Source organism: Streptomyces sp. NPDC026515, from assembly GCF_055567595.1.
The window spans coordinates 42,192-67,851 of the sequence record NZ_JBVHQD010000021.1; the positions used below are offsets into that span (position 1 = coordinate 42,192).

A 25,660-nucleotide genomic window follows, 5' to 3' on the forward strand; every position below is an offset into this window, starting at 1 on the left:
CACGCACGGCGCGTGTCCCACAGGTCCACACGGGAGGTACCCATGTACGCGGTCACCCGCAGCGCACAGCCGCCGCGCCGTGACGTGCTGCGCGCCGGCGCAGCTCTGGCCACCACCGCGGCCGCGGGCCTGTCGGCCTCCGGCTGCGCGGTGGGCAGCGACGACGGCGTGAGTGCCGACGGCACCGTGACGATCGAGATGTGGCACGGGCAGACCGACACCGGCAAGAAGGCCCTGGAATCCCTGGTGGCCTCGTTCATGCGGAGCCATCCCCGTATCCGGGTGGAGCTGGGCGGCGGAGTGCTCGCCGACGCGATGCTCCAGAAGGTGACGGCCGCCCTCGCCGCCGGCTCCTACCCGGACATCGCCTACGTCTTCGGCTCCGACCTGGCGAGTGTCGCCCACAGCCCTCAGGTCGCCGACCTCACGGACATGGTCGGTCATGCCGGCACGCCCTGGACGAACTACTGGGCGCCGGCCCGCCAGGCCGTGACCGTCAACGGCCAGGTACGCGCCGCGCCCGCGCTGCTGGACTCGCTCGCGGTGGTCTGCAACCGGAGGCTCTTCCGGCAGGCCGGCCTGCCGCTGCCCGAACCGGGCTGGCGCTGGGACGACTTCGTCGCCACCGCCAAGGCGCTGACCGACAGCGACCGCGGCCGCTTCGGCACCGGCTGGCCCGGCGTCGGCGACGAGGACACCGTCTGGCGCATGTGGCCCCTGATCTGGGACCTCGGCGGGGACGTCGTCGCCGACGACGGCAAGCACATCGGGTTCGGCGACACCGGGACCCGTGCCCTGGAGGTGGTGGCCGCCCTCGCCCGGGACAAAAGCGTCTACGTCGACCCGAAGCCGGGCAGCGAGCAGATGTACCAGGTCTTCCTGTCGAACCGGATGGGCATGGCCGTCACCGGTCCCTGGCAGCTCCCCGACATCCGGCAGGCGGAGATCGACTACCACGTCGTCCCGCTGCCCACCTTCTCCGGCCGTCCGGTGACCATCAGCGGACCCGACACCTGGACGGTGTTCGACAACGGCGCGGCCCGCACGAAGGCCGCCAAAACCTTCGTGAGCTGGCTGATGCAGCCCGCACAGGACGTGCACTGGGACATCGACGCGGGCAGCCTCCCGCTCAGCCGCCGCACCCGCGACCTGCCCGCCTGGCAGCACCAGGAGAACGACACCGAGGGCCTGGACGTGTTCACCAAGGCACTGGACTCGGCCCGGGTACGCCCCGTGCACGCCGCCTACCCGCAGATCTCGCAGGCCCTCGGGCAGGCCGTCGTCGCCGTGCTGCTGGGCCGGAGCAGTCCCGCCCAGGCCTTGCGCTCCTGCGCCGCCGACGCCAACGCCGCACTGCTCATACCCCGCTGAGGAGATCCGCCGTGTCCCGAGTGCCCACCCCGATCACCCTGGCCCGGCCCCCGGACAACCGGCTCGCCCTGCGCCGCAGACGGGCCGCCGAGTCCGCGATGGCCTGGACGTTCGTGTCACCCGCGGTCCTGATCATCCTTGGTCTCAGCGTGGTGCCCATCATCTGGTCGCTGCTGCTGTCCTTCCAGGCGGACGACCTCGTCACACCGAGCCGCTGGGTGGGCCTGGACAACTACCGCGCCCTCGCCCAGGACCCCCACTTCAGCCAGGCGGTACGCAACACCCTGCTCTACACCGCGCTGTACGTGCCGGCGAGCATGGTGGTGGGGCTGCTGCTCGCCCTCGCCCTGAACCGGCGCATCCGCTTCGTCGGGCTCTACCGCACCCTGTTCTTCGTCCCGTTCGTGATCTCCTCCGCTGCGCAGGGCGTGCTGTTCTCGTTCATCCTGGACGCGCAGTTCGGCGCGGCCAACGCGGTACTGCACTACCTCGGCATCCCGCCGCAGGGTTTCCTCAACGACCCGTCCCAGGCGCTGCCCGTGCTGGTCGCGATCAGTCTGTGGAGCGGCACCGGCTTTTGCATGGTCATCTACCTCGCGGCGCTGCAGGACGTACCGGCATCGCTGATCGAGGCGGCCCGGCTGGACGGGGCCGGCCGCTTCCGGATCCTGCGGCACGTCATGCTGCCCACGCTCAGGCCCGTCACGGTGTTCCTGCTGCTGTGGCAGACCATCGAGGCCCTGCAGACGTTCGACCTCGTGTACGTCACCACCAAGGGCGGACCCCTCGGATCCACCACCGTGATCGTCTACTTCATCTGGGAGCAGGCCTTCAAGAACGCCACCGCAGGGTACGGCGCCGCCTCGGCCTACGTACTGGCCGCGGCCCTGGGCCTGATCGGCCTGATCCTCCAGATCGCCCGCCGCCGAGTCCGGGGAGCCACCGCATGACCGCCGTCTCCGCCCCGCCCGAGGCCGCGCAGGCCGCACTGGCCGCCCGGTCCGCAGTTGGCCGGCGGCGCCGACGACTGCCTTTCAGCCCCTGGCACCTGCTGCTCGCGCCGCTGGCCCTGCTGTTCGCGGTGCCACTGATCTGGCTGGCGCTCAGTTCGGTGATGAGCAACGCGGAGATCAACCGCTTCCCGCCGGCGCTGTGGCCCTCCCATCTGGACCTGGGCGGCTACCGCTATGTGCTCGGCAACGCGATGTTCCCCCACTGGTTCGCCAACTCGTTCGTCGTCAGCCTCGTCACGGTCACCGCGAACCTCGTGCTCGGCACCCTGGGCGGCTACGCGTTCGCCCGGATGCGGTTCGCCGGCTCCCGGCTGCTGCTGGGTCTGATGCTGGCCACGATGGCGATCCCGTTCCAGCTGACGATGATTCCCACCTTCCTGGTGATGAAGCAGCTCGGCCTCATCGACACCCTCGGCGCGCTGATCGTACCGTCCCTCGTCACGCCCTTCTCGGTGTTCCTGCTGCGCCAGTTCTTCCTCTCGCTGCCTCGCGAGCTGGAGGAAGCCGCCTGGATCGACGGCTGCTCACGGCTGCACGTGCTGTGGCGGATCGTGCTTCCGCTGTCCCGGCCCGCCCTCAGCACGGTCGCCGTCCTGACGTTTCTCAGCACCTGGAACGACCTGACCTGGCCCCTGATCGCCGTCAACCACGACACCCAGTACACGCTCCAGCTCGGCCTCACGACCTTCCAGGGACAGCACCACACCCAGTGGGCGGCCGTGATGGCCGGGAACGTCATCACCGTGCTGCCGGTCCTGCTCGCCTTCCTCGGCGCGCAGAAGGCGTTCATCCAGTCCATCACCTCCACCGGTCTCAAGGGCTGATCCCGCTCGTCTGCGACCCACCACTCAGGCAGGACAACTCAGTGCCGCTCGCCACCGACATCCGCGAACCCCCATCCCCCCGTGCCCACGCCGGTACGACCGCACAGCCCCCGCGGGACGACGTCCTCGCCCGCCCTTCCGAGACCGAGGAAACCCCGGTATGACCATCCCCAAGATCGCCTTCATCGGCGCAGGCAGCGTCGTCTTCACCCAGGGACTGCTCGCCGACCTCCTCGCGTTCCCCGAACTGAAGTCCGCGCGCATCGCGCTGCACGACATCGACACCGAGCGGCTGGCCACCGCGCACGCCGCTGCCGTACGCATCGCCGACACCCTCGGCGCCACGCCGGACGTCACCGCGGACACCGACCGCCGCAGAGCCCTGGCCGACGCCGACTTCGTCATCAACATCGTGCAGATCGGCATGGTCGAGGCCACCCGGACCGACTTCGAGGTACCGGCCCGCCACGGCGTGCGCCAGACCATCGGCGACACGCTCGGCATCGGGGGTATCTTCCGCGCCCTGCGGACGTTCCCGTTCCTCAGGGATCTGGGGCGGGACATCTCCGAGGTCTGCCCGCAGGCCTGGCTGCTGAACTACACCAATCCCATGGCCATGAACGTCCAGTACCTGACCCAGGCCACCGGCCTGACCCGAGTGGTGGGTCTGTGCCACTCGGTGTACTGGACGCTGCGCGATCTCGCCGACCTGGTCAAGGTCCCCTACGAGGAGATCAGTTACCACGCCGCTGGCGTCAACCACCAGGCATGGGTGCTGCGGTTCGAGCACCAGGGCCGGAGCCTGTACCCGAGGCTGGACGAACTGATCGCCTCCGACGACCAGTTGCTGCGCAGGGTCCGGGTCGACATGTACCGCCGGCTCGGCTACTACCCCACGGAGACCAGCGAGCACTCCTCCGAGTACGTTCCCTGGTACCTGCACCACGACAGCGAGGTCGAACGGCTGCGGCTGCCGATCGGCGAGTACCTCAAGATCGTCGACGAGAACGTCGCCACGTACGAGAGGACCCGCGACGCGCTGGCCGCCGGGACACCGGTCGCCGTCGAGGGGACGATGGAGTACGCGCCCCAGATCATCCACAGTATGGTGACCGGCACCCCGCGCACGGTCTACGGCAACGTCCCCAACCGGGCGCTGATCGACAATCTGCCCGCACACGGGACCGTCGAGGTGCCGTGCCTGGTGGACTCGCTGGGCGTCCAGCCCACCCGCATCGGCTCCCTCCCGCCCCAGCTCGCGGCACTCAACCGCACCTACCTGAGCGCGAACGACCTGGTGGTGCGGGCGGCGATCGAGGACGACCCGCGGCACATCAGGCACGCGGCGATGACCGACCCCGCCACGGCCGCGACCCTGCCGGTCGAGGACATCTGGCGCCTGTGCGACGACATGGTCACCGCTCACGGCGAGTTCCTCCAGCCTGGACTGCGCGCCCGTCTGGGTTCGTGAGCGACCGCGGGCGGTGGGCCACCGGCATGCCGGACCACCGCCCGTGCCAGGTGCCGACGGCCCGTGGAGAATCCGCGCCGGCGGCCGTGTCCTCGTCCGGCACGGCCGGTCTCCGTCGTGGCCGACCGGGGAGTTCTTCCCGCGCCGGAACTCCGGGAGGTTCGCCGCCGTCACCCCACCGGCGCCGTGGGACCGGGCGCGTTCCTCACGACCCGACGGGCGGGGCCGTGCTCTGCCGCTCCACCAAGTGCGTGGCCAGCTCGATACGCTGGGCGGCCTTGCCGGCCTCATCAGGGCCGAACAGCATGCGGGACGCCTCCTCGGCCATGCGCCGAAGAGGCTGGTGCACCGTGGTGAGCGGCGGGCTCGACCACTGCGCGAGCGGCACGTCGTCGTAGCCGACCACCGACAGGTCCTCTGGTACGCGCAGTCCTTTGACCCGGGCCGCCTCCAGCACGCCCAGCGCCTGAAGGTCGCTCCCCGCGAAGATCGCCGTCGGCCGGTCCGGCCCGTCCAGCAGGCTCATCGCGTGCTCGAAGCCGCCCTGCACATGGAAGTCGCCGAAGCGCACCAGCCGCGGGTCCACCTCCAGGGACGCCATCGCCATGGCCGAGCGATAACCGTCGAGGCGGGCCCGTGAGCACAACATGTCCCCGGGTCCGGTGACGATCGCGACCCGCCGGTGGTTCTGTGCCGTGAGATGCCGGGTGGCCGCGAGACCGCCGGCCCAGTTCGCCGAGCCCACCGAAGGCACGTCGGGGTCGGGGTCGCCCGCGGGGTCGACGACAACGAAGGGAATGGCCGCCGACCTGAGCCGCTGTCTGACGTCCTGGGGAAGCGTGGAGAAGACCAGGACGACGCCCACGGGTCTTCTTCGCAGCACCCCTTCGAGCCACTCCGGTCCGATCGCATGCCGCGTGCCGCTCACGGTGAGGACCACGGTGGCGTGGTTGTCCCGCGCGACCTGCTCCACCCCCTTGATCAGCTCCATCGCCCAGATGCTCTCCAGCTCGTGGAACACCAGTTCAACAAGGGCGGGCCGGGACGGCGTCCGAGGCCGCCGACGGTAGCCGTGGGTCTCCAGAGCTCTCTCGACCTTGGCCCGAGTCACCGGGGAGACGTCCGAACGACCGTTGATCACCTTCGAAACTGTCGGCAACGAGACGCCGGTAACTCTCGCCACCTCGTCCAGGGTCACTCTACTGCTGGTCTTGCCTTCCTTGCCCATGTCCGCAGGATATAGGCGCGCAACGCCCGTAACGGTTTGAGCCAGTGCGTGCATGACTGTTGACCGAGCCTCAGGCCTGTCCTAGTGTCCCCAGCGCATTGACTTTCGGTAATGAGGCCGAAACTTTCGAAGGGCTCCACACGATGAAGACACGCGCGCGCTTGCCCAGACTGGTCGCCTGCGGTGCGACGCTCGCCCTGGCGCTCCCCCTGGCCGCCTGCGGCAACGGCAACGACCAGTCGTCGAGCGACGGCAAGATTCACGTTCTGGTCTACGGGGACGCCAGCAACAGGGTCGAGAAGCAAATAGTCAGCACGTTCAACAAGACGTCTGACGTCAAGGCCGTCCTCGACACCATCCCTGGGGCCGACTACCAGCAGAAGCTGCAGACGATCATCAACACCCCGCAGGCCCCGGACATCTTCTTCAACTGGGGCGGCGGCAGCATCCAGCCGTTCGTCAAGGCCGATCTGCTGCTGCCGCTGGACGGTTTCATCGCGAAGAACCCTGACCTGAAGTCGAAGTTCCTGCCCGCGGTCTTCAACAGCGCGGTGGTCGACGGCAAGCCGTATGGCGTCCCGATGCGCGGCACCCAGCCCGTCCTGCTGTTCCACAACAAGAAGGTCCTCGAGAACGCGGGGATCACGCCGCCCCAGACCTGGGACGAACTGCTCACCGCGGTCAAGAAGCTCAAGGCCCAAGGTGTCACCCCGATCGCGCTGGGCGGCGGCGACAGGTGGCCGACCCTCATGTGGTTCGAGTACCTCTACGACCGCATCGCCGGACCGGGCCTGTTCCAGAAGGCCATCGAGGGTGACAAGTCGGCATGGGAGAGTGCCGACAGCAAGAAGGCGCTGAGCATGCTCAGGGACCTCGTGGACGCCGGCGCCTTCGGGAAGAACTACGACTCGGTGAAGTACACCAACGGCGCCTCGCCGGCCCTCCTCGCCTCTGGCAAGGCCGGCTTCGAACTCATGGGTTCGTGGTACTACGCCCAGCAGCAGACGGACGCCAAGAGCTTCGCGGAGAAGGACCTCGGCTACACGGCGTTCCCGACCATTCCGGGCGGCAAGGGAGACGCCGCCGACGTCGTCGGAAACACCAACAACTTCTACTCGGTGCTGCGGAAGACCAAGTACCCCGATGCCGCGGCCAAGTTCCTGAAGCTGATGTACTCGGACGAGTTCGTGAAGGCGCAGCTGGCCATCGGCAACCTGCCGACGACCACGAACACCGAGTCCTTCCTGGCCTCCTCGGCCAACCCCGACTACTCGCGCTTCCAGTACAACCTGGTCGCCAAAGCTCCCGCGTTCCAGCTGTCCTGGGACCAGGCGTACCCGCCGGCCGCGGGGACTCCGATCCAGCAGGCCGTGCAGCAGTTCTTCGACGGCCAGCTCGACGCGGACGGCTTCATCAAGGCCATGCAGGCACTTCCGAGCGAATGAACGGCTCATGACTACACAGATCACGAGCACCCAGCCCGCCGTCGGGTCCCACAAGGAGACCCGGCGGCGGGCGACCGGCTCGTCAACAGCAAACGTGGCGAGACCCGGCTTCGGCTGGGCTCTGCCCGCCGCCCTGTTCTTCGCCGTCTTCGCGATCGTTCCGCTGATCATGGTCGCGGTGCTGTCGTTCATGACCTGGAACGGGCTCGGGTCGCCCCAGTTCGTGGGCATGGACAACTGGTCACGTCTCCTGGACGACCCCGTGATGCTCAAGAGCATCTGGGTGACCCTGGTCCTGACCGCCCTCGGCATCCTCGTACAGACACCACTCAGCATCGTCCTGGGCGTCTGGGCCGCCGGCTACCAGCGCAATCGCGCCGTGCTGTCCGTCATCTACTTCGTCCCGCTGCTGCTGTCGGGCACCGCGGTCTCCGTGCTCTGGCGAGCTCTGCTCGACCCCAATTTCGGCATCCCCGCGGACGCCACCTGGCTGTTCGGTGACGGGAACCTGTTCGGCAAGCAGGTCACGGCCATCGGGGTACTGGCGTTCGTGAGCACCTGGCAGTTCACCCCCTTCCACACCCTGATCTATCAGGGTGCCGCCCGAGCCGTCCCGCAGGTGCTCTACCAGGCCGCGGAGATCGACGGAGCGGGGCGCTACCGGCAGTTCTTCCACATCACGCTGCCGCAACTGCGCAACTCGATGATCACCTCGGTGATTCTGATGACCGTCGGAGGTCTGACGACGTTCGAGACCGTCCTCATCCTCACGCAGGGCGGACCCGGCACCGACACCACCATCAGCGCGTACTACATGTACGAGAAGGCCTTCAAGGGGTTCGATTTCGGCGCCGGTGCCGCCATTGCCCTCACCCTGGTCGTGGCCTCCACCGTCATCTCGCTCATCGTCGTGCGGGTGTCGGGCTACGACAAGATGCGCAGCACCATGGAGGGAGTGTCATGAGGCGCCGCCCCAACTACGTGGCCGGCGTCGGATCCGCCGTCTGGCTGGTCCTGGTCGGACTGCCGCTCTACGTGATGCTCGCCGCAACCCTGCGCACCCGCGGCGACTACGCCGCGAACGGCCCCGTGTCGGTGCCCGACAGCTTCACCTTCGACAACTACCTCAACGCGTTCGACACCGGCTTCGGCCGGTACTTCCTCAACACGATCGCCGTCACGGCGGCCGTGGCCGGACTGGTACTGGTACTCGTGCCGCCGCTCGCGTACGCCATCGTCCGCAGCCGCAGCAAGGTGACCTCACTGGTCTTCCGCCTGTTCCTGCTGGGCCTTGCCATTCCGGCCCAGGCCGTGATCGTGCCGATGTTCTACCTCATCAGCAAAGCAGGGCTGTACGACAACCTGCTGGGCGTCATCCTGCCGACAGCGGCCTTCTGCCTGCCGATGTCCGCTCTGATCCTCAGCGGCACCATGCGGGACATCTCTCCCGAACTGTTCGAAGCCATGGCGGTGGACGGAGCGACTCCACGGCGCATGTTCTTCCAGTTGGTCGTTCCCCTCTCGCGCGGAGGCCTGTCCACGATCACCGTGTTCTCGGCGCTCCAGGCATGGAACGGGTTCCTCTTCCCGCTCGTGCTGACCCAGTCCGAGTCGACCAAGGTGATCACGCTGGGTCTTTACAACTTCCAGACCGAACACGGCATCGACATCCCCGGCCTTCTCGGCGCCGTGATGCTGTCCATGGTGCCCGTCCTGCTCATCTACCTGTTCGCCCGTCGCGCCCTGGTCCAGGGCCTGATGGGCGTCGGAGGAAAGTGACCGCCACGTGGCTGTAGAGACCTCCCCCCCGACCCCTCCATGGAACGATCCGGCCCGACCCCTCGCCACCAGAGTGGCGTCCCTGATCGAGGCCATGACCCTGGAGGAGAAGACGGCCCAGCTGTACGGCGTGTGGGTCGGCGCCTCCGCCCAGGGCGACGAGGTGGCTCCCCATCAGCACGACATGGAGGAAGCCGTCGATCTCACGGCGCTGATGCCCACCGGGCTGGGGCAGCTGACCCGGCCCTTCGGAACCGCGCCCGTCGACCCCGCACTCGGGGCGCTCTCCCTGCATCGCACCCAGAGTCGCATCGTCGCGGCGAACCGCTTCGGAATCCCCGCTCTCGCGCACGAGGAGTGCCTGGCCGGCTTCGCGGCCTGGGGGGCCACCGCCTACCCCGTCCCGCTCTCCTGGGGCGCCACGTTCGACCCCGAGACCGTGCGCCGCATGGCTGCGGCCATCGGTCGTGACATGCGCTCCGTCGGCATCCACCAGGGACTCGCGCCGGTCCTCGACGTAGTGCGCGACGCTCGCTGGGGTCGTGTGGAAGAGACGATCGGCGAGGACCCCTACCTCGTGGCCACCATCGGCACCGCGTACGTACAGGGTCTGGAGTCGGCGGGAATCATCGCCACCCTCAAGCATTTCGTGGGCTACTCCGCGTCCCGCGCGGGACGCAACCTCGCTCCCGCCGCGATCGGGCCACGCGAGCGGGCCGACGTCCTGCTGCCTCCCTTCGAAATGGCCGTACGGGAGGGCGGCGCCCGCTCCGTCATGCACGCCTACAACGACAACGACGGTGTACCCGCCGCCGCTGACAGGCAGTTGCTGACCGGCCTGCTCCGTGACACCTGGGGATTCGACGGAACGGTCGTGGCCGACTACTTCGGCATCGCCTTCCTGAAGACCCTCCACGGTGTCGCGGCAGACTGGGCCGGCGCCGCGAGCACCGCCCTCACGGCCGGCGTCGACGTCGAACTGCCCAGCGTCAAGACCTTCGGTGAACCACTCGTCCAGGCCGTCAAGGACGGCCGGATCCCGGAGTCCCTCATCGACGGTGCCCTCAGTCGAGTTCTCCACCAAAAGGCCCAGCTCGGCATGTTGGACCCCGACTGGGATCCGGTGCCGGCCGCATTGCGCGGCACCGATCTCGACGACCCGGACGCCCTGCGCGGCAAGGTCGACCTGGATCCTCCCTCGAACCGCGAACTGGCCCGGGAGATGGCCGAGAAGGCCGTGGTCCTCCTCAGCAACGACGGTGTGCTGCCCCTGGCGGCGCCGCGCCGCATCGCCCTGGTCGGCCCCAACGCGGCGGAAGCCACCGCCGTACTGGGCTGCTATTCGTTCCCCATGCACGTCGGCGTCCAGCACCCGGACGTTCCCATCGGTATCGACCTGCCCACCTTCCACGCCGCCCTTGCGGCCGAGTTCCCCGACGCGGACATCACCCTTGCCCACGGTACGGGCATCGACGACGGCGACCTCTCCGGGATCGACGCGGCGGTGGACGCGGCCCGCGACGCGGACCTCGTCATCGCTGTCCTGGGCGACCGCGCGGGCCTGTTCGGGCGTGGCACCAGTGGCGAAGGCTGCGACACCGAATCCCTCGTTCTCCCCGGCGCCCAGCAGCAACTCCTCGACGCGCTGCTCGACTCCGGGCGTCCGGTCGTCACCGTCCTCCTCGCGGGCCGGCCCTATGCCCTCGGTCGCGCGGCGGACGAATCCGCGGCGCTCGTCCAGTCCTTCTTCCCCGGAGCCGAAGGCACCCGGGCGATCGCCGGCGTGCTCAGCGGCCGGACCAATCCCTCCGGGCGCCTGCCCGTCAGCGTGCCCCGGAGTCCCGGCGCCCAGCCGACCACATATCTCGGCGCCCGCCTGGCCCAGGCCAGCGATGTCTCCAACATCGACCCGACCCCGGCGTTCGGCTTCGGCCACGGACTCAGCTATACGACCTTCGCCTGGAGCCACCTCACGGTGGCGTCCCGGCAGGCCTCGACCGAGGACGAGTTCACCATCGCCTTCACCATCCGCAACACGGGCGACCGGGCCGGCACCGAAATCGTGCAGCTCTATCTCCACGACCCGACAGCCTCCGTCGTCCAGCCGGTACAGCGCCTCGTCGGCTACAGCAGGGTGTCCCTCACGCCGGGCGAAGCCCGTCGTCTGCACCTGACCGTCCCCGCCGACGTCGCTTCCTTCACCGGTCATGACGGCCACCGCATCGTTGAACCGGGCGACCTGGAGTTCCGCCTGGCGTCGTCGAGCACGGCCGCTCACCTGACGGCGACGGTCACCCTGACCGGGCCCGTCCGTGTCGTGGACGAAACCCGCCGGTTCCACGCCACCTTCGTCCAGCAGCCCGTTCACGACGAATGAGCCGGAACTGAGTGTCATGCTCTTGCGGAACGCTCGGCCGGAGAATCCCGGCCGAGCGTTCCGGTGCCCCGGTCCGTATGCGCTACCGGGCGTGCCACTCTCTCGCGCTGGCCGTGTAGACCGTACGGAGGGCGCGGTTGAGGTTGCCGAGCGGGCAAGTCCGCGGGGGCGCGCCAGGGGTCGAACGCGAGTGCGTCGACGCGGTCGCGGGTGGCCCGGCCCCTCTGGTCGAAGAGGTCCTGGGCGGGAATCGTCAAGGTGGCGACGTGGTGCCAAGGCGAGTCGTCTTCCTTCCGCTCGACCGCCCCGTCCTCGATCGGCGTCAGTCCCTCGCTGACGTACCTCTGGGCATGAAGGGCGAAGTGCCCCTGCGCGCGCAGCCGTGCGGCAAGGCCGGCGTGGCTGCCGGCCGCAGCCCCGGACAGCCGGGAGGTGAACGGCCGGCAGTACGGATCCATCAGGTCGAACCCGAGCCGAGCGGCCCGCTCCCGGTCCTCGATCGTGACCGGAAGCCGCGCGCACAGCCTGTCGAACAGGGCACGGGCACGCCGCTCGCCGGCCGTCGAGGGCGCGTCCTGCTGGTCGGCGTAGGCCTGTGCGAACACGTCCACGACCAGGTCGAGGCAGTCCTCCAGACAACTCCAGACCGTGTCCCACTCCGCGAGGAGCACCGCACGGTCCTCGTCGCCGGCCAAGTCGAGCAGCGCCTCCCAGAACTTCCGGACACCACGGTGGTAGACCAGGATGCTGTCCTCGATCGGTTGGCCGGCGATGGCGCGATCGCGAAGGAACTCGTGCAGTTCGGCCCGGAAATAGTCGTCGGGCGGAGATCCGTTGATCATCCAGCGCAACAGCAACTCGACGTTCCATCGCACCACGGCCGTCCGGTCCACCGGCCACTCGAAGCTCGTATAGGCCGTCAGCTGGTCGAACCCGGCGGCCATGCGACGTACCACGACTCCGACGTCGAGCGCTCCAGGACAGACCGCAGTCCGATGCCTGCCGTACCCGAGTCAGGCGGGAGAACCCCATTCACAGGCAGGATCCTGCCACATCCGCCCGCCTCGCCGCCTTCCGGAGAAAGTTCTTCACACCAGCAAACGTCACGGACGTCGCGGTACGGGGTGTGGCGAACCCCACCAGGGCCGACCCTCACCTTTCACACCCCTCGGACATTACGGTTTATATGTAAAAAATTGTACGACTTTCTCTTCCCCCCTTGACTTGTCGCGTTCTTTACGCGGAGGCTACGGACCTGTCATTCAAACCGGTTTAAAAGCCGAGGCGGTGCCCCCGCGCCGCCGAGCCGACACGGCAGCCCCGAGCTGCCGTGAACGCCCTGCCGTCGAACGAAAGCGGTGCGTATGTCCCGTCGACCCACCATCGGTGACGTGGCCAGCCTGGCCGGAGTCTCCCGCGCGACCGTTTCCTTCGTGCTCAACAACCGACCTGGCGTGGCGGCGGACACACAGCGCCGGGTACGTGCCGCGGCCGAGGAACTCGGATGGACGCCGAGTTCCAGCGCCCGGGCGCTGTCCACGGGCCGTGCCCGCGCCGTCGGACTGGTGCTGGCGCGCGAGCCGGAGCTCCTCGGCACCGACCCGTTCTTCCCCGCGTTCATGGCGGGGATCGAGACGGTGATCTCGGAGACCGGTGACGGACTGATGCTGCAGATGAGCCGCCCCGAGGACGAGGTGGACACCTACCGCAGACTCGCCGCGGACCGCCGTGTGGACGGTGTGTTCCTCACCGACCTGCGCCACGACGACATCCGTCCCGCGCTGGTCGCCGAGCTCGGCCTGCCGGCCGTCGCGGTGGGGACGCCGGACTCCGGAACCGGCCTGCCGTCGGTCGGTCTGGACGACCGTCCGGCCGTGCGGGAGGCCGTGCGCCACCTCATCGAACTGGGACATCGCGACATCGCCTACGTGGCCGGGCCCGAGGAGTTCGTCCACGCCCGGCGCCGCAGCCAGGCCTGGCGCGACGCCCTCGCCGACGCGGGCCTGCCCAAGGGAACGTTACTGCCGGGAGGCTTCACGGCCGAGGGCGGAGCAGTGGCCACCCGCAGGCTGCTGCGGCAGCCGAGCCCGCCGACAGCGATCGTCTACGGCAACGACCTCTCGGCCACGGCCGGCATGGCGGTCGCCCAGGATGCCGGACTGCGACTGCCCGAGGACCTGTCCGTGGTCGGCTTCGACGACGTACCCCTCGCGTCGTACACCAACCCGTCGCTGACCACCTGCCGCTCCAATCCGGTCTCCTGGGGCAGGGCGTCCGCCCAGGCCCTGGTGGAGCTGATCGAGACCGGCAGCACCAGCGACCAGGAACTCGAGCCGGCCACTCTCGTGGTGCGCGGCTCCACCGGCCCCGCGCCGGTGCGCTGAGACACATGACCCGCGGCACGCCGATGCGCCGAAGCCCCCGGGACGGGGCGGGCGACCCACACCGGCCGGGCCGTACCGCAAAACATTCATCCAGCAAGAAACGGAACCTCCAATGAAGAAGGCCCTCCTCGTCATGCTGCCGGTGGCCGCGCTGACGCTCTCCGCGTGCGGCAGCGGCGGCTCCGACTCGGGCACCTCCAACGACGCGCACGGACCGATCACCGTGTGGTACTCCAACAACGCGCAGGAAGTCGCGTGGGGCAAGAAGATGGTGGCGTCCTGGAACGCCGCCCACCCCAAGGAGAAGGTCACCGCCCAGGAGATTCCGGCGGGCAAGAGCTCCGAAGAGGTCATCGGCGCGGCCATCACCGCCGGCAACGCCCCCTGCCTGGTCCTCAACACCGCCCCGGCCGCCGTGCCCGGGTTCCAGAAGCAGGGCGGCCTCGTCCCGCTCGACGACTTCCCCGACGGCAAGAAGTACCTGCAGGCCCGGGTCGGCGACAAGCTGTCGCAGTACGCGTCACCGGACGGCAAGTACTACCAGATGCCGTGGAAGAGCAACCCCGTGATGATCTTCTACAACAAGGCGCTCTTCAAGAAGGCAGGGCTGGACCCGGAGCACCCCAGGCTCTCCACCTACCAGGACTTCCTCGACACCTCGCGCAAGCTGGTCGCCGCCAAGGCGGCCAAGGCGGCGATCTGGCCGGCTCCGTCGTCGGAGTTCTACCAGTCCTGGTTCGACTACTACCCGATGTTCACGGCGCAGACCGGCAAGCAGCTGGTCGAGGACGGCAAGGCGCAGTTCGCCTCGGCCGACGGCATCAAGGCCGCCGAACTGTGGAAGACCATGTACTCCGAGCACCTGGCACCGAACGAGACGTACAACGGCGACGCCTTCGCCGACGGCAAGGCCGCCATGGCCACCGTGGGCCCCTGGGCGGTCTCCGTCTACGGTGACAAGGTCAAGTGGGGCGCCGTACCGGTGCCCACCGCGGACGGGGCCCCGGGCAAGGGCACCTTCAGCGACGAGAAGTCCATCGGCATGTTCACGGCCTGCAAGAACCGCGGGACGGCCTGGGACGTCATGAAGTTCGCCACCAGCAAGGACCAGGACGGTCAGCTGCTGGAGGCGACCGGCCAGATGCCCATGCGCACCGGCCTGACGAGCGCCTACCCGGCCTACTTCGCCTCGCACAAGCAGTACGCGGCCTTCGCGCAGCAGGCGGAACACACCATCGAGGCGCCCAACGTCCCCAACTCCGTCGAGGTCTGGCAGACCTTCCGTGACGCGTACTCCAAGGCCGTGATCTTCGGCAAGGGCGACGTCTCCGCGACCCTCAAGGCCGCCGCCGCCAAGGTGGACGAACTGGCGCAGGGCGAGTGAGCAGTCGCCATGTCCACCACCACCTCTGACGCCCGCCGGCGCCGCCACGCCGGCGGGGGGACGACGAAGCCGCCCACGCCACGCTCACCGTGGCGGCTGAGGCTGGGCGGCCACCAGCCCATCGGCATGCTCTTCGTCTCCCCGTACCTGATCTACCTCGCGGCGATCTTCGTGTATCCCCTCGGCTTCGCCGTGTGGATGTCCTTCCACGACTACTACTTCGCCGCGCCCGGCGTGCAGGTCGACCGGCCCTTCGTGGGCCTGGACAACTACACGACGGTGCTGACCGACCCGGACGTCTGGCGCTCCTTCCTCAACATCGCCGTCTTCCTGGTCATCAACGTGCCGCTGACCGTGGTCGGTTCGCTGGTCCTGGCCAACGCGCTCAACAAGAAACTGCCCCTGCGGTCCTTCTTCCGCACCGCCTACTACATCCCCTACATCACGGCCAGCGTGGCGGTCGTCGGTGTGTGGCTGTTCCTGTTCAACAACGACGGGCTGGTCAACCAGGCGCTGGGCCCCCTGGCCCCGAGCCCGTCCTGGCTGGTCAACTCCCACCTCGCGATGCCGGTCGTGGCGATCTTCGTGGCGTGGAAGCAACTGGGCTTCTTCGTGGTGCTGTACCTGTCGGCACTGCAGAACGTGCCGAACGAGCTCTACGAGGCGGCGGCCATCGACGGGGCCGGACGGCTGCGCATCTTCCGCTCGGTCACGGTGCCCGCGGTGCGGCCCGCCACCCTGCTGGTCCTGATCCTCGCCACGATCACCGGCGCCAACCTCTTCACCGAGCCCTACCTGCTCACCAGCGGCGGCGGACCCGACGGCGCGACGACCTCGCCCGTGCTGCTGATGTACCAGCGGGGTCTGCAGCAGGGACACCCGGACGAGGCCGCGGCGATCGGCGTGATCCTCGTCGTGCTGATCACCGCCATCTCACTCGCCTACCGACGCCTCGTGGAAAGGGACTGAGATGACCACCGACGTCGCAGCCCGCCCCACCGACGAGCGCCCCGGCACCGACCGGACCCCGCGCCGCCGAAGCCGGGCGATCGGATCGCGGGTCGCCCTCCTCATCGGGGCGTTCGCCTTCCTCTTCCCCTTCTACTACATGATCATCGGATCCCTCCAGAAGGAGCCCGACTCCAGTCCTTCCGGGGCGTTCCCCAATCCGTCCAACCTGACCCTGCACAACTACGCGGCGATCGACTCGGCGATCTCGCTGGGCCGTTCGCTGGTGAACTCCGGCATCTTCACCGGCGGTGTCATCCTCTGCACCACCGTGTTCGGCCTGCTGGCCGGCTACGCCCTGGCCCGGTTGCAGTTCCGCGGCCGTGGCTCCACGTTCGCCCTGGTGCTGCTGGTCCAGGTCGTGCCGTTCCAGCTGCTGCTGATCCCGCTGTACGTGCTGATCGTCCGCGACTACGGACTCGCCGACTCCTACCTCGGCATGATCCTGCCGTTCGCGATCAACACGAGCGCCGTGTTCATCTTCCGCCAGTTCTTCCTCCAGTTGCCGGCCGCCATGTTCGAGGCGGCCCGCATCGACGGCGCGAACGAACTGCAGATCCTGTTGCGCATCGCGCTGCCGCTGTGCAAGCCGGCCCTCCTGTCGGTCGTGCTGCTCAGTTTCACCGGCCCCTGGAACGAGTTCCTCTGGCCGTTCCTCGTCACCAAGCGGCAGGACATGCAGCCGCTGGCCGTCTCGCTGGCCAACTACATCAGCACCGTCGCGTCCGCCGCCGCCAACCCCTTCGGCACCATCCTCGCCGGAGCCTGCGTCCTGGCCGCGCCCGCGGTGGCTCTCTATCTCGTCTTCCAGCGCCGGTTCAACTCCACCGACATCGACTCAGCAACGAAGGGCTGACCTTCCGTGTCCCACAGCACCACCACCCCCGTCCCCTACACCCTGACCCGGGTCGGCGTCGTGATGTCCCCACTGCCGGGCGAGGCCAACGAGGTCGAGGGCGTGCTCAACCCGGCCTCCGGCCGCACGCCCGACGGCCGGCTGCACCTGCTGCCGCGGCTGGTCTCCGACGGCAACGTCTCCCGCGTCGGCCTCGCCGAGGTCACCCTGGACAACGGCGTGCCCACCGGCGTCGAGCGCCGCGGCGTGGTTCTCGCCCCCGACGCCGGCTGGGAGCGCGGCAAGAACAACGCCGGTGTGGAGGACCCCCGCACCACCTGGATCGAGGACCTCGGCCGGCACGTCATGTCCTACGTGGCCTACGGGCCGCTCGGGCCCAAGCCCGCCCTCGCCGTCTCGGAGGACCTGGTCCACTGGGAGCGTCTGGGCCCCATCCAGTTCGCCTACCAGCCCGACCTCGACACCGATCTGAATCTCTTCCCCAACAAGGACGTCGTGCACTTCCCCGAGCCCGTACCGGGCCCGGACGGCGCCATGTACTACGCCATGCTGCACCGCCCGATGTGGGACCTCGGCTGGTTCCGGCCCGGCGAGGGGGTTCACCTGCCGGCCGGGGTGACCGACGAGCGCCCGGGCATCTGGATCTCCTACGTTCCGGTCGACGAGGTCAAGCAGGACCTCGGCGCCCTGACACGGCCGCGCCACCACCGTCTGGTCGCGCTGTCCGAGTACGCGTGGGAGGAGCTCAAGATCGGCGCCGGCCCGGCTCCGATCCGGGTCGACGAGGGCTGGCTGCTCATCCACCACGGCGTCTCCGGCACCATCGAGGATCCCTTCGCGCAGGTGCAGACGGTCAACTACGCGGCCGGTGCGATGATCCTCGACCCCGCGGACCCCGCCCGTGTCATCGCCCGCACCGCCGAGCCGCTCATGGCCCCGGAGACCGAGGAAGAGCGCTCCGGCACCGTGCCCAACGTGGTCTTCCCCACCGCCGTGGAGGAGATCGACGGCGTACGGTACGTCTTCTACGGCATGGCCGACGCGCACATCGGCGTCGCCCGCCTGGACCGGTCCGAGTGACCTCCGGCCGCACCGGGCGCCGCGTCGCTCTGGTCGGCTGCGGAGCCTTCGGCACGTTCGTACTGGACGCGATACACGACATCCCCGCGCTGCGGGTCGTCGCGTGCGCCGACGCCGACCGGCGGCGGGCCCAGGTGCTCGCCGACCGGTACGGCGCGGCCGTCCACGCGAGCGTGGAGGACGTCGCCGCAGCGACAGACGTCGATGTGGTCGTGCTGGCCACCCCGCCGGCCGCGCACGCGGACGCCGCGGTCACCGCGCTACGGGCGGGCAAGCACGTCTTCTGCGAGAAGCCGATGGCGCTCAGCGTGGCGGACGCCGCGCGAGTCGAGGCGGAAACCCGCGGCTCGCGCGGGGTGTTCGTGATCGACCATGTCCTGCGCTACAACCCTCTCCTGCGGCTGCTGCAGCGGCTCGGGCAGGAACAACTGCTCGACCCGCTGCGGCGGTTCGCCTTCGAGAACGACGCCTCCGACGAGGACCTCGGGCCCGGCCACTGGTTCTGGGACCCGGCGCGCAGCGGAGGCATCCACGTCGAGCACGGCGTGCACTTCTTCGACGCCGCCAACGCCCTGATGGGCAGCGTCCCGTTCCAGGTGCAGGGCACCGAGGTGCGGCGCACCGACGGCCCGGTGGACATCGTGGTCGCCACCGCCGTCCACCCCGGCGGGGCCGTCGCCACCCACACCCACTCCTTCACGCACGCCCACCGCGCGGAGCGTCAGCTGATGCGTCTCGACTACGGCTTCGCCGAGGCACGTGTCACCGGCTGGATCCCCACCCACGCGACGATCACCGCGTGGACCGACGAGGCGGGCGCGGCCCGCTGGGAGGCGCTGCCCGCACGGGCCGCCGAGCTGCTCGCCGTCGACGGTCTGCGGCCGCACGGGCAGGAGCGTGTGACGGTGTCCGTGACCCGCGACGCCGGGTCGCCCGGCCCGGCCCGCGGCCGGGGTGTGCAACGCAGTGTGCCGCACCGGGTGGAGTGTGTCGTCAGCCTCGGCGGGGAGGCCCGCAAGCAGCACGTGTACGCCGAGAGCGTGCGGGCCGCGATGACGGACCTCCTGCACAGCGCGGAACACGGCGGCACCCCGCAGGCGGACGCCACGTCCGGCCTGACCGCGGTCGCCGTGGCCGACGCCGCGACCCGCTCCGCACGGAACGGCCGGACCGTCACGGTCACCGCACCCGTCCTCTCCGGAGAAGCGTGATGACGCTGACACCCGCGCCTGTCCCGCCTTCCCCATGGTGGCGGGAGGCGGTCTGCTACGAGATCCACCCCAGAGCCTTCGCCGACGGCGACGGCGACGGCGTCGGCGATCTGCCCGGCGCCACCGCCCGGCTGGAGCATCTGGCCGAACTGGGCGTGGACGCCGTGTGGATCACCCCCTTCTATCCCTCACCGTTGGCGGACGGCGGCTACGACATCGCCGACCACACCGGTGTGGCATCCGACCTCGGAACCCCTGCCGACTTCGCCGCCCTGGTGGCGAAGGCACACGCGCTCGGCATCAAGGTCCTGGTGGACGTGGTCCCCAACCACACCTCGCACCAGCACCCCTGGTTCCGCGAGGCGGTCGCCGCCGACCCGCGAACTCCGGCCAGAGCGCGCTACATCTTCCGGGACGGCCGCGGAGAGAAGGGTGAACTGCCCCCGAACGACTGGCAGTCCGCCTTCGGCGGTCCCGCCTGGACCCGGATCGACGAGGCGGACGGCCTCCCCGGCCAGTGGTACCTGCACCTGCACGCCCCGGAGCAACCCGACCTGAACTGGCGCAACCCCGAGGTGGCCGCCGAGTTCGAGCGGATACTCGAGCACTGGCTGGACCAGGGCGTCGACGGATTCCGCGTCGATGTCGCGCACACCCTGTTCAAGGCCGAGGGCCTGCCCGACGCGGGCCCCGGCCAGCACCAGGACGTCCACCGCAATCATCTGATGCCCTATTACGACCAGGAGGAGCTGCACCCGCTCTTCCGGAGGTGGCGGGCCCTTCTGGACCGCCACCCCGCCCCCGTGGGGGCGGTGCCGCCGCACGAGCGGGTGATGGTCGCCGAAGCGGGCGTCTTCGACCGCGAGCGGCTGGCCCGCTACGTCGCGCCCGGCGAGATGCAGCAGATCTTCAACTTCGCTTTCCTGGAGTGCGCTTGGGACGCAGCCGCGATGCGCGACGTGATCGAGCAGTCCGTGCACGGCATGTCCGCGGTGGGCGCTCCCGTGACCTGGGTTCTGTCCAGTCACGATGCCGTGCGTCCGGTCACCCGCTACGGAGGCGGCCGGCTCGGCGAGCGGCGCGCTCGTGCGGCGGCGCTGCTGATGCTCGCCCTTCCCGGGGCGGCCTATGTGTACCAGGGCGAGGAACTCGGCCTGCCGCAGGCCCACGTGCCGGACGACCGGATCCGCGACCCCTTGTGGGAACGCTCCGGGCACCGCCACCGAGGACGCGACGGCAGCCGGGTGCCCCTGCCCTGGACGGGCAGTGTCCCGCCGTACGGCTTCAGCGACGCCGACCCCGAGAGCTGCTGGCTTCCGCAGCCCTCGGACTGGGGCGCTCTCACCGTGGCGGCTCAGCGGGACGACGCCTTCTCCATGCTCACGCTGTACCGCGCGGCACTGCGCCTGCGGCGCGCCCATCCGCCCATGCGCACCGGGCTGCGGGTGCGGGGTCCCGCGAGCGGCGAATGGTTCGCCTTCGACCGGTCGGCCCGCCTGCGGTGCCTGGTCAACTTCGGTGCGCGACCTGTCAGGCTGGACGACCGTGCCCGGGTACTGCTGTCCAGCGCACCACTCGACGGCCGGGACGTCCCGCAGGACACCGCCGTCTGGATCGTTCTTGAGGAGTACCCGCAGTGAGAGACCTGTCAGTCACCGACCTGTCCGCAGTGGTGAAGGCGTACGACGTCCGAGGTGTCGTACCCGAACAACTCAACGAGGCGCTTGCCGAGTTGTTCGGCGCGGCTTTCGTCGAGACGACGGGCGCCGAGGCCATCGTGACGGGCCATGACATGCGGTCCAGTTCACCCGGCCTTGCCGCGGCCTTCGCGCGGGGCGCCGCCGGCCAGGGAGCCGACGTCACCGAGATCGGCCTGTGTTCCACGGACGAGCTGTACTTCGCCAGCGGCAGCCTGGGGCAGGCCGGTGCGATGTTCACGGCCAGCCACAATCCCGCCCGCTACAACGGCATCAAGATGTGCCGTGCGGGCGCGGCGCCGATCGGGCAGGACACCGGACTGCTGGACATCCGCGCCCTCGTGGAACGCTGGGCCGCGGGCGGGGAACTGCCCGCACCGCGCCGTCCGGCGGGTTCGATCAGGCAGCGCGACATGCTGGAGGAGTACGCGGCCCACCTGCTCTCGCTCGTGGACCTCTCCGGTATCCGCCCGCTCAGGATCGTGGTGGACGCCGGCAACGGAATGAGCGGGCTCACCGCGCCGGCCGTCTTCAGCAACGTGCCGGTCGACATCGTCCCCCTCTACTTCGAGCTCGACGGGACGTTCCCCCACCACGAGGCCAATCCGCTGAACCCGGCCAACATCGTCGACCTCCAGCACGCGGTACGGGAGAAGGGAGCCGACCTGGGCCTCGCCTTCGACGGTGACGCCGACCGCTGCTTCGTCGTCGACGAGCGCGGTGAGGCGGTCACCCCGTCGGCGGTGACCGCGCTGATCGCCGTCCGGCTGCTCGCCGGCCGTCCGGGAAGCACCGTGCTGCACAACCTGATCACTTCGAGGACGGTGCCCGAGGTGATCCGCGAGCACGGCGGCACGCCGGTCCGCACACGTGTGGGTCACTCGTTCATCAAGGCCGAGATGAACAGGACGAACGCGGTGTTCGGCGGCGAACACTCGGCCCACTACTACTTCCGGGACTTCTACAACGCGGACACCGGTATGCTCGCCGCCCTCCATGTGATCGCGGCTCTGGGCTCCCAAGCGGAGCCGTTGTCGGGTCTGATGCGCCGCTATCAGCGCATGCCGGCATCCGGGGAGATCAACTCCACCGTCCGCGACACGCGTTCCACCCTCGTCTCGGTGCGCGAGCACTTCGCCGGGCGTGCCGGTGTCACCACCGACGAACTCGACGGCCTGACCGTCTCCGCCCCCACATGGTGGTTCAACCTGCGTCCCTCCAACACCGAGCCGCTGCTGCGGCTCAACGTGGAAGCGACGGAGTCATCGACCCTCGACCGCATACGAGACGAGGTACTGGCACTCGTCCGCGCATGACAGCTACCGCACCGTGCCGCGCTGGTGCCCGGGTACGCAGTGACGTGGATCATGGCTCTGGGGGAACATGGATCCCTCCTCCCGTGCACGGTTGTCTTGGCGGCATGAACACCCACCGTGAAGATCTCCTCCCCGTACCGTCCCACTGGATCGATGGGCGCCCCGTGATCGGCCGCGGGCCCCTCATCGATGTCGTCAACCCGGCTGACGATTCCGTGAGCGCCGTCGTGCACGAGGCCACGGCCGAGGAGGTGGACGAGGCCGTGGAAGCCGCGCTCGCCGCCTTCCCCACGTGGTCGTCCACCCCGCCGGAGAGCCGCTTCGCGATCATGCGGGGCCTGGCGCGGGGAATGCAGGAGCGTGCCGAGGAACTCGCGGCCGCCATCACCCTGGAGATGGGCGCTCCGATCAGCTTCTCCCGGCAGGCGCAGGTCGGCTTTCCCGTCGCCTCGACACTCGCCGCGGTCACCGCGGCCGAGACGTACGAGTGGACGCGGGTGGTGGAGAACTCGCTCGTGGTCCGTGAGCCGATCGGCGTCGTGGGAGCCGTCACCCCGTGGAACTTCCCGCTCCAGCAGGTGGTGACCAAGGTCGTCCCGGCGATGCTGGGAGGCAACACCGTCGTGCTCAAGCCCTCGGAGCTGTCCCCCGCCAGCGCCCGGATGTTCGCGGAGATCACCGCCGGGGCCGGTCTGCCGCACGGTGTGTTCAACGTGGTGCAGGGCACCGGACCCGTGGTCGGTGAAGCACTCGTGCGCCATCCGAAGATCGACATGATCTCGTTCACCGGCTCCACCCGTGCCGGCAGGCGCGTCGCCGCCGCCGCGTCCGAGACCGTCAAGAGGGTGGCCCTCGAACTCGGCGGCAAGGCCGCCCACATCGTCCTGCCCGAGGCGGACCTCGACTTCGCCGTCCGGCGCGGGCTGGCCTACGCCTGGGCCAACGCCGGCCAGGCGTGCGGCGCCTACACCCGCATGCTCGTACCCGAGCACCTGCAGCGGGCCGTCGTCGAGAAGCTGCGTGCCGCCGCGCCGGCATACACGGTCGGTGCGCCCGGCGACGAGACGACCCGGATCGGTCCGGTCGCGTCGGAGACGCAACGCGTGCGTGTCGACGGCTACATTCGGCGCGGTGTCGCCGACGGCGCCACCCTCGCGTTCGGAGGGCCCGGCAGGCCGGAGGGATTCGAGACCGGCGCCTACGTGAGACCGACGATCTTCTCCGACGTCGACCCGGACTCCGTCATCGCGCAGGAGGAGATCTTCGGCCCCGTTCTGACCGTCATCCCCTACACCGACGACGACCACGCCGTCGAGATCGCCAACGGTACCGTCTACGGCCTCAACGCCGCCGTCACCGGGGACGAGGAACACGCCATGGCGATCGCACGGCGTCTGCGCGTCGGCCAGGTCGACGTCAACGGCGGAGAGCACAACTTCCAGGCGCCGTTCGGCGGTTACAAGCAGTCCGGCAACGGCAGGGAGATGGGTCACGCCGGCATCGAGGAGTTCCTGGAGACCAAGGCGATCACCCGCTGACCGCGGTCGGCCTCGTCCGCGGGCCGACGATGCGACCGCCGCCACGCCCGGCCGCCGCATCGTCGGCGAGAGCAGGCGCCCTGGCGGCCACCGAAGAGTCCCGGTGTCACATCGGCCGGCGCCAGACGGTCTGATGGGTGGAGGTGCCGCTCAGTGGACCGCACCGACACGTCACCCACGTACGCGACAGGAAAGGATCCAAGCCATGTCGTACCCCTACCCCGAACAGAAGTACTGGGGCGAGAACGGTGAGGTCAGCGCCGTCTTCCGCCCTGCGAGCACCCCACCGGACCTCGGGGAGAGCGGGACGGGCAAGGACGCCCTCCACTACCTGGCGACCACGGACGTGACCCGGGGAGAGTTCGGGCTGTACCGGGTGGAGATGAAACCCCGGGCGGGCGGGCCCAAGACGCACTTCCACAAGCGCATCTCGGAGTCGTTCTACATCCTGGAGGGCACGGTGCGTGTCTTCGACGGCGTGCAGTGGGTCGACGCCCGCAAGGGTGACTTCCTCCATGTACCGCAGGGCGGTCTGCACGCCTTCCGCAACGACTCCGACGCGCCTGCGGACATGCTGCTGCTGTTCACTCCGGGCGCCCCGCGTGAGGAGTACTTCGAGCAGGTGTCCCGGCTGGGGAACGCCTCGGAGGAGGAACGGTCCGCGTTCTTCGACAGACACGACTCCTACTTCGTGGAGTAGGGGCGCGAGCGACGAGGACGGGCTGTCAGCGGGCGCACCGTCCCCGGATGCCCTGGCTCGGCCCGAACCCGGCCGGTCGGAACTCAGGCGGGCCGGTTCCATGAACGGAGTTTGTCGGGGTTGAGAGTGACCCAGACCTGGATGACGTGGGAGCCGGCGACGTCGAGCGTGAGGACCGCGGCTGTCTGACGGTCGTAACGGACGACAAGACCGGTCCGTCCGTTGACGGGACGGGTGTCCAGGACAGTGCGGCGCTGCGGGGCCAGCAGGATCGACAGACTCCGGGCGCCCCGCCGGCTGCCATGGACGGGGTGGGCGAGGGTCCGAACCTTGCCTCCCCCGTCGAAGAAGACGCTCACGTCCGGTGCGAGCAGGGCCGCCAAAGCCTCCGTGGCCTGCGCCATGCAGGCATCCCGCAGGGCGCCGCTCAGCGCGGCGTGCTGTTGCGTCGTGGGCCGTGTGTGCCGTGTCCGCGCGCTGTGACTCACGCAGTCGGGGCACTCGTAGTCGTCGCACTCCGGCTCCGGCTCCGGCTCCGGCTCCGGCTGTACGACACGTTCCCGCACCCGGAACCACCGCGCGGCGGACTCCCCGGGCGTACCGGAACGCTCGTTCGGCGGTCCGGCGAGTCGCGGCAGACAGACCTCACGGGCGTTCGTCACCAGCCAGGAACGCGGCTGCCCGATCTTCGCCCGCTCCCCTTCGGACAGCCCGTACCAGCGCCGATACACCTCGTCGACCACGCTCCCGGCCGCGATCCTGCAGCCGAGCAGCCGATGCGCGACGTCCACCAGGAGCCGCCGCTCCTCCACCATCTCCGCGACTGACAGCACATCGCCGACGGAATCCATCCGCACCCCTCCACACCCACGGCGGCGCCCTGGACGCGGTGACATGCCTGCGGGTCGACCGCCTGTACGGAGTCTGCACCGTCTGCACGTCCCACGCCAGAGGATCTCGCACATCGTGTTCCGGTGC

General features: G+C 69.4%; 21 protein-coding genes. 18 read left to right on the forward strand and 3 right to left on the reverse strand.

Annotation, left to right across the window (positions count from 1 at the left end; genetic code table 11):
* Positions 1 to 42 precede the first annotated feature (42 nt).
* The 4 genes from ACZ4O3_RS34795 (at position 43) to melA (ending at position 4,679) form a co-directional block, all read left to right on the forward strand.
* Complete coding sequence (locus tag ACZ4O3_RS34795) at positions 43 to 1,371, forward strand: ABC transporter substrate-binding protein (protein ID WP_467726155.1); 1,329 nt, start codon at positions 43 to 45, stop codon at positions 1,369 to 1,371.
* 11 nt (positions 1,372 to 1,382) lie between these two features.
* A complete protein-coding gene (locus ACZ4O3_RS34800) occupies positions 1,383 to 2,321 on the forward strand; it encodes a carbohydrate ABC transporter permease (protein WP_362718763.1) in 939 nt (312 codons plus the stop codon).
* Positions 2,318 to 3,208 carry a carbohydrate ABC transporter permease gene (locus tag ACZ4O3_RS34805; protein WP_362718767.1) on the forward strand — a complete coding sequence of 297 codons (891 nt, stop codon included), beginning with the start codon at positions 2,318 to 2,320 and terminating at the stop codon, positions 3,206 to 3,208. The genes ACZ4O3_RS34800 and ACZ4O3_RS34805 overlap by 4 nt, the downstream gene beginning before the upstream one ends.
* A gap of 160 nt (positions 3,209 to 3,368) precedes the next feature.
* Entirely contained in the window at positions 3,369 to 4,679 is a 1,311-nt protein-coding gene (melA, locus tag ACZ4O3_RS34810) for an alpha-glucosidase/alpha-galactosidase (RefSeq protein ID WP_362718770.1), read from the forward strand.
* Between the two features lie 205 nt (positions 4,680 to 4,884).
* Here the strand turns inward: melA and ACZ4O3_RS34815 are convergent, their stop codons facing one another.
* Entirely contained in the window at positions 4,885 to 5,907 is a 1,023-nt protein-coding gene (locus ACZ4O3_RS34815; protein ID WP_467726157.1) for a LacI family DNA-binding transcriptional regulator, read from the reverse strand.
* Between the two features lie 143 nt (positions 5,908 to 6,050).
* On the opposite strand from ACZ4O3_RS34815, the gene ACZ4O3_RS34820 reads away from it, so the two are divergent.
* Genes ACZ4O3_RS34820 through ACZ4O3_RS34835 form a run of 4 tightly spaced genes read left to right on the forward strand, consistent with a single transcriptional unit; the run spans position 6,051 to position 11,508 of the window.
* Positions 6,051 to 7,352 (forward strand): ABC transporter substrate-binding protein, encoded by a 1,302-nt coding sequence (locus tag ACZ4O3_RS34820; protein ID WP_467726159.1) that lies wholly within the window; start codon positions 6,051 to 6,053, stop codon positions 7,350 to 7,352.
* A 7-nt stretch (positions 7,353 to 7,359) separates the two neighbouring features.
* Positions 7,360 to 8,316 (forward strand): carbohydrate ABC transporter permease, encoded by a 957-nt coding sequence (locus ACZ4O3_RS34825; protein WP_362718780.1) that lies wholly within the window; start codon positions 7,360 to 7,362, stop codon positions 8,314 to 8,316.
* The gene (locus ACZ4O3_RS34830) at positions 8,313 to 9,131 is read left to right on the forward strand and encodes a carbohydrate ABC transporter permease (protein ID WP_467726161.1); all 819 of its coding nucleotides are present in this window, start codon (positions 8,313 to 8,315) and stop codon (positions 9,129 to 9,131) included. The genes ACZ4O3_RS34825 and ACZ4O3_RS34830 overlap by 4 nt, the downstream gene beginning before the upstream one ends.
* A 7-nt stretch (positions 9,132 to 9,138) precedes the next feature.
* Positions 9,139 to 11,508 (forward strand): beta-xylosidase/alpha-l-arabinosidase, encoded by a 2,370-nt coding sequence (locus tag ACZ4O3_RS34835; RefSeq protein WP_467726162.1) that lies wholly within the window; start codon positions 9,139 to 9,141, stop codon positions 11,506 to 11,508.
* A gap of 14 nt (positions 11,509 to 11,522) precedes the next feature.
* Here ACZ4O3_RS34835 and ACZ4O3_RS34840 read toward each other — a convergent pair whose 3' ends face one another.
* Complete coding sequence (locus ACZ4O3_RS34840) at positions 11,523 to 12,452, reverse strand: RsbRD N-terminal domain-containing protein (protein ID WP_467726163.1); 930 nt, start codon at positions 12,450 to 12,452, stop codon at positions 11,523 to 11,525.
* A 420-nt stretch (positions 12,453 to 12,872) separates the two neighbouring features.
* Between ACZ4O3_RS34840 and ACZ4O3_RS34845 the strand changes: the two genes are divergently transcribed.
* The 10 genes from ACZ4O3_RS34845 to ACZ4O3_RS34890 all read left to right on the forward strand — a co-directional run bounded on the left by ACZ4O3_RS34845 (position 12,873) and on the right by ACZ4O3_RS34890 (position 24,682).
* On the forward strand, positions 12,873 to 13,892 hold the full coding sequence (locus tag ACZ4O3_RS34845) for a LacI family DNA-binding transcriptional regulator (protein WP_467726164.1): 1,020 nt from the start codon (positions 12,873 to 12,875) through the stop codon (positions 13,890 to 13,892).
* A 112-nt stretch (positions 13,893 to 14,004) separates the two neighbouring features.
* Entirely contained in the window at positions 14,005 to 15,276 is a 1,272-nt protein-coding gene (locus tag ACZ4O3_RS34850) for an extracellular solute-binding protein (RefSeq protein WP_467726166.1), read from the forward strand.
* A 9-nt stretch (positions 15,277 to 15,285) separates the two neighbouring features.
* Positions 15,286 to 16,245 (forward strand): carbohydrate ABC transporter permease, encoded by a 960-nt coding sequence (locus ACZ4O3_RS34855; RefSeq protein WP_362714997.1) that lies wholly within the window; start codon positions 15,286 to 15,288, stop codon positions 16,243 to 16,245.
* A gap of 1 nt (position 16,246) precedes the next feature.
* On the forward strand, positions 16,247 to 17,140 hold the full coding sequence (locus tag ACZ4O3_RS34860; protein ID WP_362715000.1) for a carbohydrate ABC transporter permease: 894 nt from the start codon (positions 16,247 to 16,249) through the stop codon (positions 17,138 to 17,140).
* A 6-nt stretch (positions 17,141 to 17,146) separates the two neighbouring features.
* On the forward strand, positions 17,147 to 18,220 hold the full coding sequence (locus ACZ4O3_RS34865) for a glycoside hydrolase family 130 protein (protein ID WP_362715003.1): 1,074 nt from the start codon (positions 17,147 to 17,149) through the stop codon (positions 18,218 to 18,220).
* Positions 18,217 to 19,431 carry a Gfo/Idh/MocA family protein gene (locus ACZ4O3_RS34870; RefSeq protein ID WP_467726167.1) on the forward strand — a complete coding sequence of 405 codons (1,215 nt, stop codon included), beginning with the start codon at positions 18,217 to 18,219 and terminating at the stop codon, positions 19,429 to 19,431. Before ACZ4O3_RS34865 ends, ACZ4O3_RS34870 begins: the two co-directional genes overlap by 4 nt.
* Entirely contained in the window at positions 19,431 to 21,071 is a 1,641-nt protein-coding gene (locus tag ACZ4O3_RS34875; protein WP_362715009.1) for a glycoside hydrolase family 13 protein, read from the forward strand. The genes ACZ4O3_RS34870 and ACZ4O3_RS34875 overlap by 1 nt, the downstream gene beginning before the upstream one ends.
* Before the next feature lie 5 nt (positions 21,072 to 21,076).
* On the forward strand, positions 21,077 to 22,444 hold the full coding sequence (locus tag ACZ4O3_RS34880) for a phosphomannomutase/phosphoglucomutase (protein ID WP_467726254.1): 1,368 nt from the start codon (positions 21,077 to 21,079) through the stop codon (positions 22,442 to 22,444).
* 104 nt (positions 22,445 to 22,548) lie between these two features.
* Positions 22,549 to 23,982 (forward strand): aldehyde dehydrogenase family protein, encoded by a 1,434-nt coding sequence (locus tag ACZ4O3_RS34885; RefSeq protein ID WP_362715015.1) that lies wholly within the window; start codon positions 22,549 to 22,551, stop codon positions 23,980 to 23,982.
* Between the two features lie 205 nt (positions 23,983 to 24,187).
* On the forward strand, positions 24,188 to 24,682 hold the full coding sequence (locus tag ACZ4O3_RS34890; RefSeq protein ID WP_362715018.1) for a cupin domain-containing protein: 495 nt from the start codon (positions 24,188 to 24,190) through the stop codon (positions 24,680 to 24,682).
* A gap of 83 nt (positions 24,683 to 24,765) precedes the next feature.
* Here ACZ4O3_RS34890 and ACZ4O3_RS34895 read toward each other — a convergent pair whose 3' ends face one another.
* Entirely contained in the window at positions 24,766 to 25,533 is a 768-nt protein-coding gene (locus ACZ4O3_RS34895) for a sigma-70 family RNA polymerase sigma factor family protein (protein WP_467726168.1), read from the reverse strand.
* Positions 25,534 to 25,660: the final 127 nt, after the last annotated feature.